Raw genomic sequence first — 17,618 nt, forward strand, 5'->3', positions numbered from 1 at the left:
TGCGGCGTCGTGCTTGCGACAGCAGCGCTGTCCGGCGATTTTAGCGCAGGCTGTCTCGCGCGGGCATGTCGGGAAAACAATATCGGCAAAAAAGTCGCGAGCGCGGAAAACGCGCATCCCGATGTCTCGAATAAAAAACGGCCGCAACTAGCGGCCGTTTTCATTGGGGCGTCAAGGCGTAACGCGTTACTTGAGCACCACCTTCACGTCGAAGTATTTCGCCGCGAAACGGTCGATCGTGCCGTCCGCCTTCAGTTCCTTCAGCGCCTGGTTCAACGCATCCTTCAACGCCTTGTCGCCCTTGCGGATGCCGAAGCCGACGCCTGCGCCAAGCAGCTTTTCGTCGCTGACGGGGGGACCGGCGAACTCGAAGCCCGCGCCTTGCGGCTTCTTCAGAAAGCCTTTCGACGCAGCCTCAGCATCCTGGAACGATGCATCGAGACGCCCCGACGCGAGGTCTGCATAGATCTGGTCTTGCGTCTGATACGGCACGACGTCGACGCCCGCCGGCGCCCAGCGCGCCTTCGCATACGTCTCCTGAATCGTGCCTTGCAGCACGCCGACATGCTTGCCCTTCAACGAAGCCGGCGTGGGCTGCAAGCCACTGCCCTTCTTCGCGATCATCTGATTCGGGATCGTGTAGATGGGGTCCGTGAAATCCACTGCCTGACGACGCTGCTCGGTGATCGTCATGTCCGAGTTGATCGCGTTGAACTTGCGAGCCTGCAATGCGGGGATCAGGCCGTCGAACGAATTCTCGACCCACACGCACTTTGCCTTCAGCTTCGCGCAGACAGCATTGCCGACATCGATGTCGAAACCCTGCAACTCGCCCGATGGCGACTTGGATTCGAACGGCGCATACGACGCTTCGACGCCGAAGCGCACTTCCTTGATGTCCGCCGCGACTGCGGAGCCTGCCGTTACTGTTATCGTTGCGGTCGCGAATAGCGCGAGCGCAGCCATGTTTCGCCAATTCATCTTCATTGCGGGTGTTCCTCTGCGGTATTGAACAAGACGGAGCCGAATCCGGACAGGCATGATTGCCGCGCCAAAAATGCGATTCAAACTCGTGCGGCCGATGTGGTGCAGCGCAGCAGCCGCGAGGCGGAGATTGTACAGGCGGCTCGGTCGCGCCTGCGGGCGTGCCAGCAAAGGCACCATTCGAAACGCGGATTCAAGCTCGCGTGCAAAGCTGCAACTCGATGTCGCGTCCACGCAAAAAGATGAGCGTCAATGCGGCTGCCCCTCACGTGAATGACGCAGTTAGACGAGCTTCGACAAAGTGTCCTGCGTCGTCTCGATCACCATCAGTCCTGCCCGCAGGCCCGGTTTGACGGTCGCGTTCGGGAACACCAGCCGCTCTTCATCGTGTTGCACGACGTAGCGATAGTCGCCATCGCGTGCGAGCACGATGCCCTTGCCGAACGGCGTGAAGTTCGCGACATCTGGCGCGACCAGCAATTCGAACGCTTCGCTTCGCTTTGTGATCTGATCGATCACGGTGAAAGCGCGCGGCAGTTCCGCTTGCGCACTGCCGTTCGTGCCCGCAAGCAGATGGCGCAACGCACGATCCGCGCCGACGAAACGCATCAGGTCGTTCTGGCCGAACGGCCGGACTTTGCCCAGTTCGAGCGTGCACGCCGCGGCTTCGCAGGTTTGCGCGGTGAAATGCGAATACGTGTTGCCCTTTGTGGTGTGCAACAGCACCGCGCTGATATGCGCTTGACCGAGCCACTCGAACATCGCGCGTGAAAACAGCCTGCCGGTGTGCGGCAGCAGCGCGAATCGTTCGAATGCCGATGCGCGGATGGCCGTATGCATATCGATATGCCAGCGCGCGCCAGGCTGCCGTGGCGCGGTGGCGAAGAACTGCGTCGCCGCCTGTTCGAGCGCGGCCGCACGCGGTGCTTCGTGACTGTGCGGCAGTTGCAGATGCCGCCCGCTGAACAGGCGGTTCAGATCGTCGTCGCGATAACGGCACGCGTCGCGCATTGCATCGACGTTGCCGAGAATCACCAGCAAGCGGCACGTCAAGGCCGCCTCGTCGCGTGCGATGTCGCGCACGAGGTAAGACAGCAGTTCGATGGGCGCGGTCTCGTCGCCATGCACGCCCGCTGACGCGAGCACGCTACGCGTGTCCGCTGTGAGCCTGGCGGGCTCCATTAGCAGTACGCCGTCGTCGAGCCACGACCAGCGCACGCCGCCGGCGCACGTGCCTTGCGTTTCGTTCGCGGCTGGCCGCGTGCCTGCAAGCGTATAGGCGAGGAAATCGTTCAACATCGCGAGTCGCCCGTCACCGCGCTCAGCGCTGGAAGTCATACAGCGATCCCAGACCGAGAATTTGCGTGAGTTCGTCAAGCGCCGCGCGCGACTCGGCGAGCAATTGCGGATCGGCCAGGTCCGACGGCGCGAGGCGATCGCGATAGTGCTTTTCGATCCAGCTGTCGAGCCGTCCGAACAGTGTGTCGTTGATCCACACGCCTTTTGTGACGGCCGCGCGTTCAGCATCGTTCAACACGACGCGCAGACGCAGGCATGCCGGGCCGCCGCCGTTCTTCATGCTCTCGCGCAGATCGAATACCAGCACATCGTCGATAGGGCCTGTATGCGATGTCAGGTCGTCAAGGTAAGCGGCCACGCGCGGGTTTTCGCGGCACTCCTGCGGCACGACCAGAACCTGCTTGCCGTCGGGGCGCGTCAGCAACTGACTGTTGAACAGATAAGACGAGACGGCGTCCGCCACGCTCACCTGCGCGTCGGGCACTTCGATCACGTTGAATTCAGCCTTCAGGCCAGAGAGCTTCGCGCGCAATTCGTCGTAGACCGCGTTCTGTTCGACGAACGCGAGCTCATGGCAGAACAGCGTATTGCGATTGCCGACCGCGATGACGTCGTTATGAAACACACCCGCGTCGATCACTTCGGGATTCTGTTGCGCGTACACCGTAGCTTCTTCGCTCAAACCGTGACGATGTGCGACCGCTCGGCTCGCCTCGAATGTTTGACGCGCGGGAAAGCGCTTCGGCTCCGGCCCGCGACGATACTCGCTGCGGCCATACACGAAGAATTCGACCCCACGTGTGCCATATTCCGAGCAGAAGCGCGTGTGGTTCGCCGCGCCTTCGTCGCCGAGGGCTGGCGTGCCGGGCAGCGCCTCGTGCACTGCGAAGCGGTCCGGGTCGCTGAAAATGGCGCGCAACGTGCGGCGCGTCGACTCGTGCTCGATCGCGCGATGCAGCTTGCTGCACAGATTGGCGGGCGTGAAATGCACACGGCCGTCGTGCGTGTCGGCGGACGGACTCACCGTCGCGGCATTCGCGGTCCACATCGCCGACGCCGAACTCGCCGCGGCCAGCAATTCGGGCGCGTTCTTCGACACACGCTCGATCACCGTTGCGTCGTCGCCGGAAAAACCTAGCTCGCGCAACAGACGCATCGACGGACGTTCCTGCGGTGGCAACACGCCCTGATGAAAACCGAGATCGGCCAACTGCTTCATTTTGCGCAGGCCCTGCTTCGCGGCGGCCTTCGGATTCGCAACCGACTTCTCGTTGTTCTGCGACGCGACGTTGCCAAAAGACAGCCCCGCGTAGTTGTGCGTCGGGCCGACCAGACCGTCGAAATTGGCTTCAGTGGCTTGCATCGTCGATCCTTAGAATTGGAGGCCCGGCGAGACGCTCGCGGGCATTTGCAGTTGCGCACTTTCGACGGACGCCATCGGGTACGCGCAGTAGTCGGCCGCGTAATACGCGCTCGGCCGGTGGTTGCCCGAACGGCCCGGCCCGCCGAACGGCGCACCCGACGAAGCACCATTAGTCGGCCGGTTCCAGTTGACGATGCCCGCACGAATGGCGCGCTGGAAATGCGTCCACAGCGATTCGTCGTCGGCAAGCAGGCCCGCGCAGAGACCGAACTCCGTGTCGTTGGCCTGTTCGAGCGCTTCGTCAAAGGTGCCGTAGCGGATGATCTGCGCGAGCGGCCCGAAATGCTCCTCGTCGGGCAGGTTCTTTACGGCGCTCACGTCGAGAATGGCCGGCGTGACGAAGCCGAGTTTCGGATCGCGTTGCTCCATCTTCAGCAGCGCTTGTGCGCCATCGGCAAGCAGACGCTCCTGCGCCGCGACGAGACGCGATGCCGCGCGCGCCGAGATCACCGCGCCCATGAAAGGCTGCGGCTCCGCGTTGTATTCGCCGACACTGATGCGTGACGTCACTTCGACAAGGCGCGCGAGGAAGCGCTCGCCGAACGCGTCGTTCGGCACGAAGATACGGCGCGCGCAAGTACAGCGCTGCCCCGCAGACAGAAACGCTGACTGGATCGTGTGATGCACGGCGGCGTCGAGGTCCGCGACCGGGCCGATCACGAGCGGATTGTTGCCGCCCATCTCGAGCGCGAGCACGATCTCGGGACGTCCACCGAATTGCTTGTGCAGCAATGTTCCGGTGTCCGAACTACCGGTGAAGAACAGCCCATCGATCTGCCGGTGATTCGCAAGCGCAATGCCCGTGTCCTTTTCGCCCTGCACGAGATTGAGTACGCCAGCGGGCAAGCCTGCGTCGCGCCACGTTTGCACGGTAAGCGCGGCGACGCCCGGAGCGAGTTCCGACGGTTTGAACACAACCGCGTTGCCCGCGATCAGCGCCGGCACGATGTGCCCATTCGGCAAGTGACCAGGAAAGTTATACGGCCCGAACACCGCCACCACGCCGTGCGGACGATGCCGCAATACCGCCGTGCCGTCCGCCATCGCCGAACGTTTTTCGCCGGTGCGCTCGTTGTAGGACTGAATCGAAATCTCGACCTTCGCGGCCATCGAAGCCGCTTCCGTGCGCGCTTCCCATAACGGCTTGCCAGTCTCGCGGCCGATTGCTTCCGCAAGCGCTTCCTTGCGTTCGGTGACGAGCGCGGCGAACCGGCGCACCACCGCGCAGCGCTCGTCGAGGCTCGCTGCCGACCACGCCGCGAACGCGCGGCGGGCGCTGCGCACCGCGCGGTCCACGTCGTCGGCGGAGGCGCTGTTGCCTTCCCACACCGTCGCCCCCGTGCCCGGATTGCGCGACGCGAACGCGGGTCCTGTGCCGGCGGCCCATTCGCCGTCGATGAAAAGCTCGCTCATGATCATCCTTGTTTGTGTTTCACCGGCAGCACCCGCACGGTGTCGCCTGCGTTCACGCCGAGTGCCGACGCTTCGAGCGCGTTCATGCGGAACACGCCGTCTTGCGGCACACCCGCGGCCACGCCGACGCGAAAATCGCCGAGCGACGTATTCGACAGCATTGAACGCGGCGCATCCTGCGCTGCGCCCGCCGGCACGTCGCCGATTTCGACGGGCACCAGCACGCTTTCGCGAACCGTGCGCAAGTCGGAGATATGACATTCGAGCACCGGACCGGCGTCAAAAATATCGACGTGGTTTTCGTAGCGCAGCCCTTCCGCTTCGAGCATGCGGCGCGCGGGAATCGTGTCGCTATGCGTAAGGCCGACGCACTGCTGCGCCTCTTCCGGCAACAACTCGACATACACTGGATAGCGCGGCATCAACTCCGCGAGAAACGCTTTACGTCCATGCGAACTGAGGTAGTCTGCCGCGTTGAAATCGATCTGATAGAAATGCGAGCCGACCGCGCGCCAGAACGGCGACGTGCCCTGTGCATCGAAATGGCCGCGCAATTCCGCGCACAGACGCTGCGGAAAGCGCTCGCGAAACTGCGCGAGAAACATGAAGCGCGAGCGCGACAGCAAGCCGCCCACACCGCTCGTGCGATAACGCGGGCTCAGGAACAGCGAGCACACTTCCGCGTAACCTGTGAGGTCGTGCGAGATATTCAGCGCACGCATGCGCGTCCAGATGCCGAGATCCTGGCTCGCGTGCACCACCGTGCTCACGCGATAGTTGTAGAACGGCTGTTGCAGCCCAACCGCTGTTTCGATTCCGCAGACGCCGGCCACGTCGCCGGTTGCGGTGTCTTCCATCACGAAGAAGTAGCCCGCTTCATGCGGCGCGGCTTTGTCTTCCATCGTGCGACGCGCGCGTTCGACGCGCGCGGCTAACGCCTCGCGATCCGGCTTGAACGTGGTGAGCCCTGGGCCGGTTTCCTGCGCGAGCCGCATCAGCGCGTCGACATCGCCTCGTTGCACCACGCGAACGACGATCATTGCGCGTCTCCCGATTGTTCATTCGTTTCCGCTTGATGCAACGGAACGCAACGCACCGCATCGCCGTCCTGCACGCCGAGCGCCGCACGCGCCGTTTGTGCGAGCGGCGCGCCTTCGTTGCGGGCTGCCGGCAGTTCGCCGAGCACGCAGCGGAACTCGCCGTCCGCGCCGTTATGCGCGATTAGATACGTCGAACCGTTCGACGCGGCCGCCGCCTCGTGTACCGCGCGCGTTTCGTTGCGCGTCACGCACGCGCTGCGATCCACCTGTGCGGTCAGGACCGGACCCGCATCGAAAATATCGATGAAGCGATCCGTCTCGAAGCCTTCTTCAAGATGAATCTCATACGCGAGCAAGGCCTTCGAATCCGGCTCGCCGAGCACGCGCTGCGCCGCTTCCGGCAGCAAGGGTACATAAATCGGGTACGTCGGCATTACTTCGGCGATAAATGTTCGGCTGCGTCCGCCCGACTCGATTTCAATGTCGGCGAAATCGCGGCCAAAGAACTTGCGCCCCACCGCTTCCCAGAACGGCGATACGCCGTTGTCGTCGGTCACGCCGAGCAGCAGCGAGAACACCTCGGGCGTGAAGCGCTTACGATTGGCCGCGATGTACATCATCCGCGCGCGCGACATCAGATGCGCGGCCGCATCGCCACGCAATGACGGATCGATGTAATAGCCCGCGAGCCGGCTCTTGCCGGTCAGTTCGTGCGACATGGTGAGCGCGTGAATCTTGCGGTTCACATGCAGTTCGCGCGACGCATGAATCAGCGCGTCGTTGCGAAACGCGTAGAACGGGTCCGAATAACCCGCGGCGGCGACGATGCTCGCTGTGCCCATCAGGTTGCCGGTATCCGAGTCTTCGAGCACGAACAGATAGAACTCCTCGCCCGGAAAATCGACGTCTGCACGAAACGAGTCTTCCGACAGCGCGACGCGTGCTTCGAGCGCACGCCGGTCGTGTGGCAGGGAATGCAGCACCGGTTGCGCGGTGCGCGCCATATGTTCGAGCGCATCGAGATCGGCGAGGCGGCCGGGGCGTACGAAGAGCATCATCGTTCCTGTTGAATGTGACGCATGAGCCAGTGCGGTGCGTTCAAAGCGCCGTTCATTTCGACGGCGCTTCGGCCTTCGCGCCGACTACATCCGCGACAGCTTTGGCGAGGCGCTCGAAGCCTTCGTTCATGTCGTCGAGCGGCATGATCAGCGACGGCACGAAGCGCAGCACATCGGGTCCCGCCATCAGCATGATCACGCCATGCTGGCCGGCCGCCGTGACGAAGTCTTTCGCGCGGCCCTTATAGGCGTTGCTCAGCTCGGCGCCGATCAACAGGCCCTTGCCACGCACTTCCTTGATAAGACCGAAGCGTTCGTTGAGCTTCGCCAAATGGCCCTTCAGCACTTCGCTGCGCGTGCGCACGCCTTCGAGCAGCTTCGGATCGCTGACCAGTTCAACGACCTTCTCCGCGATTGCCGAACCGAGCGGATTGCCGCCGTATGTCGTGCCATGTACGCCCACCTTGAAGTGCGCGGCCAGTTCGTTCGTAGTCAGCATCGCGCCGATCGGGAAGCCGTTGCCGAGCGCCTTCGCGGTGGTCAGGATGTCGGGCGTCACGCCCGTGTCCTGATATGCATAGAAATAGCCGCTGCGGCCTACGCCGGTTTGTACCTCGTCAAAAATAAGCAGTGCGCCGTGCTGATCGCATGCTTCGCGCAGCGCCTTGAGGAACGCGGGATCGGCGGGGATAACACCGCCCTCGCCCTGAATCGGCTCGACGATGACCGCACAGGTCTTTGCGCCGATTGCCTTTTTCGCCGCTTCGATGTCGTTGTATGGCAAGTGGATGATGCCTTGCGGCACCGGGCCGAAGCCTTCCGAATACTTCGGCTGACCGCCCACACTCACGGTGAAGAATGTGCGGCCGTGGAACGATTGCGTGAAAGAGATGATTTCGAATTTATCGGCGCCGTGACGCTCGAACGCGACACGGCGTGCGAGCTTCAGCGCGGCTTCGTTCGCTTCGGCGCCCGAGTTCGCGAAGAACGCGCGGTCGGCGAAGGTCAGTTCTTCGAGCCGTTTCGCAAGACGCAGCACCGGCTCGTTGGTGTAGCCATTACCGATGTGCCACAGCTTGCTGCCCTGCTCGTGCAAAACTTTCAGCAGTTCCGGATGCGCATGACCGAGCGCGGTGACGGCGATGCCGCCGGCGAAGTCGATGTAGTCGCGGCCCTGCGTATCCCAGACGCGTGAGCCGAGACCGCGATCCGGCACGAAGGCGGCAGGTGCGAATACCGGCACCATGACTTCGTCGAAGGTCTTGCGTGTCACAGTCAGGTCGTTCATGGCGAATCCTCGTTACAGGTGAGAGGTAATAACGCTAGTGTAGGAAACCGCGCGCGTTACGTCTTGCGCATAGGCGACGCTTTCTATGAGGTTCCGTGCAGGGCGTGGGTCACGCATGCTTACCGGCTGCATCGCCAACCGATGCCGATGTCGCTCGACCGCGGATTGCCGCTCTTCCACAGTCTTCGTCACGACGAAGGGATTGTGGCAGATCAAGCTCAGATCTCCGCGTTATGCGGCTCGAATAGATTACGCCCTATTTAAGAGTGTGCTGATACCCGATTGACCTCGCGCACCCGACGATCCCGGACACTTGACGGTTAGCGCCACCGGGTAGCCGGTCGGCCAGCTTGTCCTGGTACTGGGGGTGGAAAATGTCGGAGCGAGAAAGGTCACGAGGCGCCGTATCGCAGTGGTGGGCGACACGTTGAGCAGCGGCGGTCGCATATTGGCCTACGCGCAAAGCGTCGCGTTCCGGTTTCGTGGACATATGGCCGCGCTAATTGGCGGCGAGGCGTATTGCGATGTGTGCAAGAGCAGCGGCACGATTGCAAAGACGGGCGGGCCGCGCCGCATGCACTATATGACGACGCGAGATGTCGCTTTAGACGGCGATGTTGTTTTATGCAAATGCGGCACGCCGCCCCGTATCGTCGCGACTTTGTCGCTCGAATCGTGGTACGAGGACACGGCGGGACGCCATGCGGCCGCAACGGTTGGTGGTAGCAAGTTGCAAAGCGCCAGGTTTGCTACGACGAACAGTTCACGCTGATCGATAGTTCAGGCAAGCCGCTCGCAAACGTGCATTACCGCATTACGAGCGATTGTGGCGAGGTCTTCACCGGCGTTACGAAAGTAAATGGCGAAACGCAACGTTTCGCGACGACCACTGCTGCATCTTTGACGCTGGAAATTTCGGGGAATTCGTAGATGGCCGACTTTAAAAGGGAAGAAAACGCCGAGTGGTTTGAGGTACATTCTGGGGCGGTTACTAACACGAATGCGGGCTCGACGGTCTACGTGACGATTGACACGACGCCCATTTGCCCAAATATGATGGATAGTGAATTTCGGGCAATGGCGGGTCACCTTTTAAGACGTTCCGTTATAGCCGTTGATCGCCGCATTGCTGACTTGAACCACAACGATTCCAAGACAAGGCAGCGAATGCTGTATTGGTTCGGTCGAACCGACGACGACACACGGCAATATTTGCTTAATGGATTTTTTAAAGTTTCGGCCGTTCTCAAATCGCTGTGCCCGACAAATTTTATCCGCTCGGATCCAGAATCAGACCGTCAGTTGGGGTGAGTGCCGAACCTCAAAACCATAGATCGGGAGGCTGCTCACGTATGCGGGCCCGACACGTCGCGCAGATTGATAAGTATTGGAATGAAGTTCTGCGATGGTCTTCGCGACCAAAACATGTACGCGGACTCTCGCCTATCGACGCTGATTCATGAGGTAACTCACTTTGCCGATACGTTCGCAAGTAGCGATCCGCGATATGGAATCGATCCGACGGCAGCCCAATGGAGTCGCAGCAACCCCGAGCAAGCATTGCGCAATGCAGATAGTCTCACCGGCTACGTTCTGTACGATGAGCCGCTTCTCCCGGTTTGATCACGATTATGGATGTCTAACAAATGAAAGCCGGGATTCTAATTAAGTTGGCGATCGCTTTAGCACCAATTATTTTCGCCGCAGTCTTTTGCTGAATGCAATGGATCGACCAATTTACCATCGGAGCAAATACACATCGCATTCGGCACAAATGCAATAGCGGCGAGCGATTTCGAGTCCAAGCGGCTTAATGGATGGGTTACCACGATGAAAAGGAAGTACGTGATTCATGAATTCGTTACCATCGTTGGCAGTTCGTCCGAGGGCGAAAAGACGCCAAGAACGTTAGCAATGGCGCGTGCAATTACGGTAGCTAAAATCCTTTTGGACGACGGATTAGTCGATGCGCCTGTGCAAATTAAGGTGCAGGTATATCCATCAACTAGTCCGGGCGATGTCAGCGCGGATAGCCGTGAGGTTACGGTCCAGTTGAATCCCGGTTGCCCAAACCATTGCTGTATAGATGACTAACGTCGTGCGGAAACCCCCGCTTTGGCGGGATGCCTGTCTCGTCATCATAAAATCAATTCGCCTCGCGCCTGCTTTTTCGTTATCTGTCATACGTCCACTGCACGTTCTCGTACGAGCACTTGCCGCCTTCAATCGCCCCTATCCGGCCGCTCGATCAGCGCACCCGCGCGCGGCTCGCTGGCCGCGGCACCCGTCGCGCCGGTCTGCCTGTCGATCCAGTTGCGGCGATCCTCGCGCGGCGTGACGCCGAAGCGCTCGCGGTAAGCATTCGAAAAGTGCGCCGCCGACGAAAACCCGCAAGCCAGGCTGATCTGCACGACCGACTTGCTGGTGCGCTGCAATTGCGTGCGCGCTTTCGAAAGACGCAGGCCCAGATAGTATTTGGACGGCATCGAGCCGAGATACTGGCGAAAGAGGCGCTCCAACTGCCGACGCGATACGCCGACAAGACCCGCGATTTCGTCGGTTGTGAGCGGGTCTTCGATATTCGCGTCCATCAGCAGCAACGCATCGTTCAGGCGCGGATGGCGCTCGCCCGGCGCCGTCACGAACGGAATGCGCTGACGCTCCTCGCCCGCGCGCAACACGCCGACGCCAACCGTGTCCGCAATACGATCCGCCAGTTCCGGGCCATGCTCGCGACCGATCATCGCGAGCATGAAGTCGACGGTCGCCTGGCCGCCTGCGCACGTCGCGCGATCGCGGTCGATTTCGAAAATCTGTTGCGTGACGATGGAGCGCTCGAACTGCTCGGAGAACTGCTGATACGTTTCCCAGTTCACGCTCACGCGATAGCCGGACAACTGCCCCGCCATCGCGAGCCACCACACGCCGTGGTGAATGCCGGTGACGAGCGGCGTGCGTTGCCCGACGCGCGAAAGGCTCGCGAGAAACAGGCGATAGTCGGCGAATTGCTGAAACCGTTCGCTGACGATAATCAGCCAGTCGCACGCAATCGCGTCGCCGAACGCCGCGTCGGCGGGCCATTGCGCGCCACCCGAAAGCGGCACCGCGCGGCCGTCCCACGAGCACACCTGCACGCGGTACAACGCACGGCCGTCGATTTCATTGGCAAGGTTGAGCGCGTCGACAATCGGCCCGACGCCCGACATCGACACAGGCGGCAATGCAACGATCGCGACCTGGGTGGTGCGTGCGGGGCTGGACGTACGGGCCATCGGCTAAATAGAACGCTGCGAGCGCGGCTCGCGTTACTTCAGGCTGCCGGAGAGGAACTGCTTGAGCCGCTCGCTGCGCGGCGAGCTCAGCACCTCGGCGGGCAAACCTTCTTCTTCCGTGCGGCCTTGATGCAGGAACATCACATGGTTCGACACGTTGCGCGCGAAACCCATTTCGTGCGTGACGACGATCATCGTGCGCCCTTCTTCGGCGAGCTTCTGCATGACCTTCAACACTTCGCCGACGAGTTCGGGGTCGAGCGCGGAGGTCGGCTCGTCGAACAGCATCACGTCGGGGTCCATTGCGAGTGCGCGCGCAATCGCCACGCGTTGCTGCTGACCACCCGACAGATGCGACGGATACTGTTTTTCGAGGCGCGGCGCGAGGCCCACTTTCTCGAGATATTCGCGCGCGCGCTCCTCGGCTTCGCGACGCGGCAGACCGAGCACGTGAATCGGCGCCTCGACGATGTTCTCGATCACGTTCATATGCGCCCACAAATTGAAGTGCTGGAACACCATCGCGAGCTTCGTGCGGATACGTTGCAATTGCTTGTGATCGGCCACTTCGAGATTACCCGCGCGGTCGGCCTTCGTCTTGACCGCTTCGCCGTCGACGACGATCTGCCCCGCGTTCGGCCGCTCCAGAAAATTGATGCAGCGCAGGAAGGTGCTCTTGCCCGAGCCGCTCGCGCCGATGATGCTGATCACGTCGCCCTTGTTCGCATTCAGCGACACACCCTTGAGCACTTCGTTGTCGCCGTAGCGCTTGTGGATGTCCTGCACGGCGAGCTTGCAAGCTTCGGTTTGCGTGGTGTGGAGCAAGATGCTCTCCCTGTGAGAATTCGAATCGACTTTCGACGGCGCGCTTAAGACGCACCGCCTGCTGCAAACACGGCGCACTCAATGCGTGCGCACCGCGAGGTAGCCGAGCCAGTGACGCTCGGCGCGGCGGAACAACGCAACGAGAGCGAACGACACCACGAGGTAAATCAGCGCCGCAAGGCCGAACGCGTCGAACGATTGATAAGTGGCCGAATTCGCGTCGCGCGCCACCTTCAGAATGTCCGGCACCGTGGCCGTGAACGCGACCGTGGTGGCGTGCAGCATCAGGATCACTTCGTTACTGTACAACGGCAACGCGCGGCGCAGCGCGGACGGTATCACAATGCGGCGGTACATCGTGAACCAGCTCATGCCGTAGGCGCGTGCCGCTTCCACTTCGCCGTGCGACGTCGAGCGGATCGCGCCGGCAAAAATCTCGGTGGTATACGCGCAGGTATTCAAGGCGAACGCGAGAATCGCGCAATGAAAACCGCTGCGAAAGAACGCATCGAGCAGTTGATGCGAGCGCACGAACTCCAGGCTGTACATGCCGGTATAGATCAGCAGCAGCTGCACGTACAGCGGCGTGCCGCGAAACACATAGGTGTAGAGACGCACTGGCGTGGAAAGCCAGCGCTTCTTCGACACGCGCGCGACCGCAAGCGGAATCGCAAGACAGAAACCGATGCCGACCGACGCCACCAGCAGCCACAGCGTGACCGCGAGACCAGATATGCGCTGGCCGTCCCAGTAGAGAAACGCGCGCCAGAACTGATTGAGAATGTCGATCATGGTCTTAGAGCTCCGCGTGCCGTACGCCGATCGAATAGCGGCGTTCCAGCCAGATCAGCGCGAGGTTCGAGACGGTCGTCAGCGCGAGATAGATCAGCGCGGCGATCAGGATGAAGAAGAACATGTTGAAGGTGCTTTTGCCTGCATCCTGCGCGGCCTTGACGACATCGGCGAGACCGATGATCGACACGAGCGCCGTCGCTTTCACGAGCACCTGCCAGTTGTTGCCGATGCCCGGCAGCGCGAAACGCATCATCTGCGGAAACAGGATGCGCGCGAATACGCGCACGCCGCTCATGCCGTACGCGCTGCCCGCTTCCAGTTGGCCGCGCGGCACCGCGAGAAACGCGCCGCGAAACGTCTCGGTGAAGTACGCGCCGTAAATAAAACCGAGCGTCAACACGCCGGCCACGAACGGGTCGATGTCGAATTGCGGAAGGTCCAGCGCGTCGGTCAGATTGTTGACCGCGATCTGGATGCTGTAGAAGAGCAGCAGCATCAGCACGAGGTCGGGCACCGAGCGGATCAGCGTCGTGTAGCCGGTGGCGAGCGCGCGCAACGGCCGGTTAAGCGAGAGTTTCGCCGCCGCGCCCGCGAGGCCGAGCAGCACGGCGGCCGCGAGCGACAGCACGGACAATTCGACCGTCTGGATCGTGCCGGCCAGTAATACCGGACCAAAGCCGTATAGCACCACGCGTGTCTCCATCCAGTCTGGTTGAGAATCTTTCGAATGTCGTCGGCTGAACTACCCGACTCATCCTGCATGGCGCGAAGTCTCGCAAGCGAAAATTAAATTCTCAAAGGCTGGCGCGGGGTTTGCTGCGGCGCAGCAATCCCCCCATGACCGCGTTACGGCGCTGACGGCGCTTGGTTTAGCGGCGCGCAGAGCTATGCGACGTGAAGAGCGGGCAACGAGCGCCGCTGCGATTTCACAAGTTTGAGGTCGCTTTTTCGATAGACGGCGCGTGCTTCGCGCGAGGCGAAGCGCCGCGCTATAGCGCGGCCTTAACCCTCGTGGCCCGCGCGTCGCTAATCGATACCGAGGCGCGCGCGAATCGCCGGCAGCATGTATTCGACCGCCGCGCGACCTTCCTCGATGGCCGGGGCCGCGCGATGAAAATCGAAAATACCCATGCCGCCGAGACGCGGCTGGATCAGGATGTCGGCGGGCTCGCCGGCAAGACGGCTACGCGTGATCCGCACTTGCATGATGTCGATGCTTTGCGCGATCGAACTCAGCATCGAAGGCACGCGCGCGCTCGGTGCGGGCGGCACGCGCACGTCGTCGGTGACGCGCTCCTCGGCGGGTGCGAGCCAACGCGGCCAAGGCTTGCCGTTACGGCGCAGCGATACGGGTGGCGGCGCGCTCGGGTCGATGGCGGGCGTATCCACCACCGCGCCGCCGAAGTCGCGTCCGTTGAGAATGTCGTTGTTCAGATCGACCGCGATCACGCAGTCCGCCCGCATGCCGCGCGCGACCGACACTGGCACCGGATTACTGAGCCCGCCGTCGACGAGCCATACGCCGTTGTGCCACACCGGCGTGAAAATGCCGGGAATCGCAATCGACGCGCGCACCGCGTCGACCACGCTGCCGTCCTGGAGCCAGCTTTCGCGGCCCGAGTCGAGTTCGGTGGCGACCGCCGCGAACGGCATGTTCAACTGGGCGATCGAACGGCCGTTGAATTTGTCGGCGAAAAGCTGGATCACCTTGCGGCCGCCGAGCAGACCGCCCGACAGGCGCAAGTCGAGCAGTCGCACGACCGTCTGCCAGGTGAGCCGCGAGACCCACTCCTCGAGCCAGTCGAGGTCGCCGTTTGCATAGACCGCGCCGACCAGGGCGCCGATCGATGTGCCGCATACCACGTCGGGCTTGATGCCCGCGTCGTGCAGCGCGCGTATCGCGCCGATATGCGCCCAGCCGCGCGCCGCGCCGCCCCCCAACACCAGCCCGATACGGCTGTATCGACGTCGACGTATCATGATTCCCCGCCTTTATTTGTATCTCTGCTTTTCGTTGGTTCTAGCGCCCGCGCATTACGTCCGAGCGCGATGTCGTGTACACCTTCCTGTTCTGGTCGAAGTGCACGTTGAAAATGCCTTCTTCCGTCACGCCGCCTTCGCGCCACTTCCAGCTCCACACCGTCTCCGGCTTGAGCGGAAACACCGCGATTTCGCCCGGCTTGCCGAGCAGGCGCCGCACTTCGTCCTCGCTCATGCCGATGCGGACCTTGCCGAAGTTCGCCGCGGTCAGCACCTGCGTGATGGATTGAAGCTTACCGTCACGGTCGATGTCGACCATGTACGTATTCAAACCTTGCGGACCACGTGGATACTCGAAGCGCTTCGAGCCGTCCGTATACGTGCGCTCGGTTTCGGGCTTGCCCATCTGCTCGCGGATTTGCGCTTCGGTCGTGACGCCCGGCGTCATGTTCTTGAGCAGCAACGCGTCGGGCTTTACGGCATTGAACAATTCCTTGATCTTTTGCACGGCTCGCTCGCTCTGTTGATCGTCGCAAGCAGAGAGCGCGACGCACGCGGCCAGCATGGCAGCAATAGGCAGTTTCAGGCTCACAGCGATTTCCTGTATCGATGCGGGCCCGATTGCCCGCACCGCTCGTGTAGTGATTGCCGAAAGGGACTTCCTTTGGGACGCGCTACAGGATAACCGCGTGGAGCAAAAACCGCGAGCGCGGGCCGGCGGGCCAAATGGACCCATGCCGGCCTTGGGGTGCGGAAAACGCGGGACGTACAGCGTCTTTCTGGCGATCGTTCTTTCTGCGGGGATTTATTGCAAACAGCAAAACACGCAACAGAATGCAAAAAGGCGACGCCGTGCAAAGCGTCGCCCAGGCTCGCGGCATGCATGCGGTTGTTACGGCAGGTACGGTCAGTCTGCCAGGACCTGGAGACGAGGAGGAAAAGCGGCACCGGCCAAGACGGCACCGGGCATTAAAGCACCGCGGACGACGCGCAGCGGTCCGGTCCCGGCGCGGCGATGAACGACCTTGGCCGCTCACCTTGCGCCATCGCCGGAAGTGGCGAACCGCTGCTTGTCTGGCCGTCCTGGTCCCTCGATAAGCCTTCCAAGTGACAATAATCTAGCGGGATCGGACGGTTTAGACGAGAGCGCGTTTACACCGAATTTGCAGAGGATTTCGTCGCGCGAGAAAGCTCAAGGCACCGGAAAACTGCGATCGAAACTCGCGCGCACATCCAGATGCGCGCCAATCACGCTGGCTGCTTCGTAGGTGTCGGCGGTACGCTGCTGCGCGGCCACGACACTATCGTCGATGGCGACCGGATGCACCTGGCCGCGCTGATAGACGGTCTTCAATACGTCGGTCGGTAAGCCCGTGACGCGCGATTGCATCGCCGCGACTTCGTCCGGATGCGATAGCGCCCAGCGCTGACCGATCGCCACTCGCCTGAGGAAGTCGGCTAGCTGCGCCCGCTTGCCCGCAATCGCGGCCTCGGTCGCGACCTGATAGCTGAGCCCTTCCGACAGGCCCACGCCGTTCGCGATGATGCGGTCGTGATCGCGCGATTGCGCAAGCGCCGTGTACGGGTCCCACACCGACCACGCGTCGACGCTGCCCGACACGAGCGCGGCCTTCGCATCGGCAGGCGCGAGGAATACGAACGTGACGTCGCTCGCTGACAGATTCGCCTTCTTCAATGCGGCGAGCGCGAGATAGTGGCCGATCGAGCCGCGCGTCGTCGCAATGCGCTTGCCCTTCAGACTCGCGACGTCGGTGAGCGGCGAATGCGGGCCGACCACGATGGCGAGATCGAGCGGATTGGAGCGCGTCGCCGCCACGGCTCGCACGCGCGCGCCGGCAGCAAGCGCGAAGACGAGCGGCGCGTCGCCGAGGCCGCCGACATCCACGGCACCTGCATTTAACGCTTCGCCAAGCGGCTGCGCGGCCGGAAAGTTGAACCATTCGATCTTGTACGGCAGGTCTTTCAACTGGCCCGAGGCTTCCAGAATGCCGCGCGTTTGCAGCGATTGATCGCCTACTTTGAGCACGGGCGGATCGGCAGCAGCGACGGGCGTCGCGCACAGCATCGCGGCAAGCGCAAGCGCGGCGGCGGCGAACGGTGTGACGAGCGTGCGTTGAAGGACAGAAAAAATCGCGGAAGGAACGTTCAAAGGCATCATGTGGACAGTGTGAAAATGAGTTTGAAGCGACGATAAGCGAGCGAGCCGTATAAAACAAACGC

Annotated in this window: 17 protein-coding genes; 3 read left to right on the forward strand and 14 right to left on the reverse strand. The window is 62.0% G+C overall.

Annotated elements, in window-relative coordinates; all coding sequences use genetic code 11:
- Positions 1–186 precede the first annotated feature (186 nt).
- The 7 genes from F759_RS0114630 to F759_RS0114660 form a co-directional block, all read right to left on the reverse strand.
- Positions 187–987 carry an ABC transporter substrate-binding protein gene (locus tag F759_RS0114630; RefSeq protein ID WP_027800510.1) on the reverse strand — a complete coding sequence of 267 codons (801 nt, stop codon included), beginning with the start codon at positions 985–987 and terminating at the stop codon, positions 187–189.
- Positions 988–1,266: 279 nt separating this feature from the next.
- Positions 1,267–2,322, reverse strand: a complete 1,056-nt coding sequence (astE, locus tag F759_RS0114635; protein WP_027800511.1) for a succinylglutamate desuccinylase — start codon at positions 2,320–2,322, stop codon at positions 1,267–1,269.
- Positions 2,306–3,646, reverse strand: coding sequence for an N-succinylarginine dihydrolase (gene astB, locus F759_RS0114640; RefSeq protein ID WP_027800512.1), 1,341 nt, complete (start codon positions 3,644–3,646; stop codon positions 2,306–2,308). The genes astE and astB overlap by 17 nt, the downstream gene beginning before the upstream one ends.
- 9 nt (positions 3,647–3,655) lie before the next feature.
- On the reverse strand, positions 3,656–5,119 hold the full coding sequence (gene astD, locus F759_RS0114645) for a succinylglutamate-semialdehyde dehydrogenase (protein ID WP_027800513.1): 1,464 nt from the start codon (positions 5,117–5,119) through the stop codon (positions 3,656–3,658).
- Between the two features lie 2 nt (positions 5,120–5,121).
- On the reverse strand, positions 5,122–6,159 hold the full coding sequence (gene astA, locus F759_RS0114650) for an arginine N-succinyltransferase (RefSeq protein ID WP_027800514.1): 1,038 nt from the start codon (positions 6,157–6,159) through the stop codon (positions 5,122–5,124).
- Positions 6,156–7,214 carry an arginine/ornithine succinyltransferase subunit alpha gene (aruF, locus tag F759_RS0114655; protein ID WP_027800515.1) on the reverse strand — a complete coding sequence of 353 codons (1,059 nt, stop codon included), beginning with the start codon at positions 7,212–7,214 and terminating at the stop codon, positions 6,156–6,158. Before aruF ends, astA begins: the two co-directional genes overlap by 4 nt.
- 55 nt (positions 7,215–7,269) lie before the next feature.
- On the reverse strand, positions 7,270–8,505 hold the full coding sequence (locus F759_RS0114660; protein ID WP_027800516.1) for an aspartate aminotransferase family protein: 1,236 nt from the start codon (positions 8,503–8,505) through the stop codon (positions 7,270–7,272).
- 415 nt (positions 8,506–8,920) lie between these two features.
- On the opposite strand from F759_RS0114660, the gene F759_RS37760 reads away from it, so the two are divergent.
- From F759_RS37760 to F759_RS44830, 3 genes are all read left to right on the forward strand, one after another.
- Complete coding sequence (locus F759_RS37760; protein ID WP_244438830.1) at positions 8,921–9,277, forward strand: PAAR domain-containing protein; 357 nt, start codon at positions 8,921–8,923, stop codon at positions 9,275–9,277.
- Positions 9,278–9,435: 158 nt separating this feature from the next.
- A complete protein-coding gene (locus tag F759_RS44055; RefSeq protein ID WP_244438825.1) occupies positions 9,436–9,816 on the forward strand; it encodes a hypothetical protein in 381 nt (126 codons plus the stop codon).
- Entirely contained in the window at positions 9,817–10,128 is a 312-nt protein-coding gene (locus F759_RS44830; RefSeq protein ID WP_274533476.1) for a M35 family metallo-endopeptidase, read from the forward strand.
- Between the two features lie 599 nt (positions 10,129–10,727).
- On the opposite strand, the gene F759_RS0114680 is transcribed toward F759_RS44830, so the two are convergent.
- The 7 genes from F759_RS0114680 to F759_RS0114710 all read right to left on the reverse strand — a co-directional run bounded on the left by F759_RS0114680 (position 10,728) and on the right by F759_RS0114710 (position 17,556).
- Positions 10,728–11,777, reverse strand: a complete 1,050-nt coding sequence (locus F759_RS0114680; RefSeq protein ID WP_027800518.1) for a GlxA family transcriptional regulator — start codon at positions 11,775–11,777, stop codon at positions 10,728–10,730.
- Between the two features lie 33 nt (positions 11,778–11,810).
- Positions 11,811–12,602 carry an ABC transporter ATP-binding protein gene (locus tag F759_RS0114685; RefSeq protein WP_027777329.1) on the reverse strand — a complete coding sequence of 264 codons (792 nt, stop codon included), beginning with the start codon at positions 12,600–12,602 and terminating at the stop codon, positions 11,811–11,813.
- Between the two features lie 78 nt (positions 12,603–12,680).
- Positions 12,681–13,394: an ABC transporter permease gene (locus tag F759_RS0114690; protein ID WP_020071452.1), complete on the reverse strand. Its 714-nt coding sequence runs from the start codon at positions 13,392–13,394 to the stop codon at positions 12,681–12,683.
- A gap of 4 nt (positions 13,395–13,398) precedes the next feature.
- Complete coding sequence (locus F759_RS0114695) at positions 13,399–14,088, reverse strand: ABC transporter permease (protein WP_027800519.1); 690 nt, start codon at positions 14,086–14,088, stop codon at positions 13,399–13,401.
- 335 nt (positions 14,089–14,423) lie between these two features.
- A complete protein-coding gene (locus tag F759_RS0114700; protein ID WP_027800520.1) occupies positions 14,424–15,377 on the reverse strand; it encodes a patatin-like phospholipase family protein in 954 nt (317 codons plus the stop codon).
- A 40-nt stretch (positions 15,378–15,417) separates the two neighbouring features.
- On the reverse strand, positions 15,418–15,969 hold the full coding sequence (bamE, locus tag F759_RS0114705) for an outer membrane protein assembly factor BamE domain-containing protein (protein ID WP_027800521.1): 552 nt from the start codon (positions 15,967–15,969) through the stop codon (positions 15,418–15,420).
- A gap of 600 nt (positions 15,970–16,569) precedes the next feature.
- A complete protein-coding gene (locus F759_RS0114710; RefSeq protein WP_027800522.1) occupies positions 16,570–17,556 on the reverse strand; it encodes an ABC transporter substrate-binding protein in 987 nt (328 codons plus the stop codon).
- Positions 17,557–17,618 lie beyond the last annotated feature (62 nt).

The sequence above is a fragment of the Paraburkholderia dilworthii genome (assembly GCF_000472525.1).
Classification (GTDB): Bacteria; Pseudomonadota; Gammaproteobacteria; order Burkholderiales; family Burkholderiaceae; genus Paraburkholderia; species Paraburkholderia dilworthii.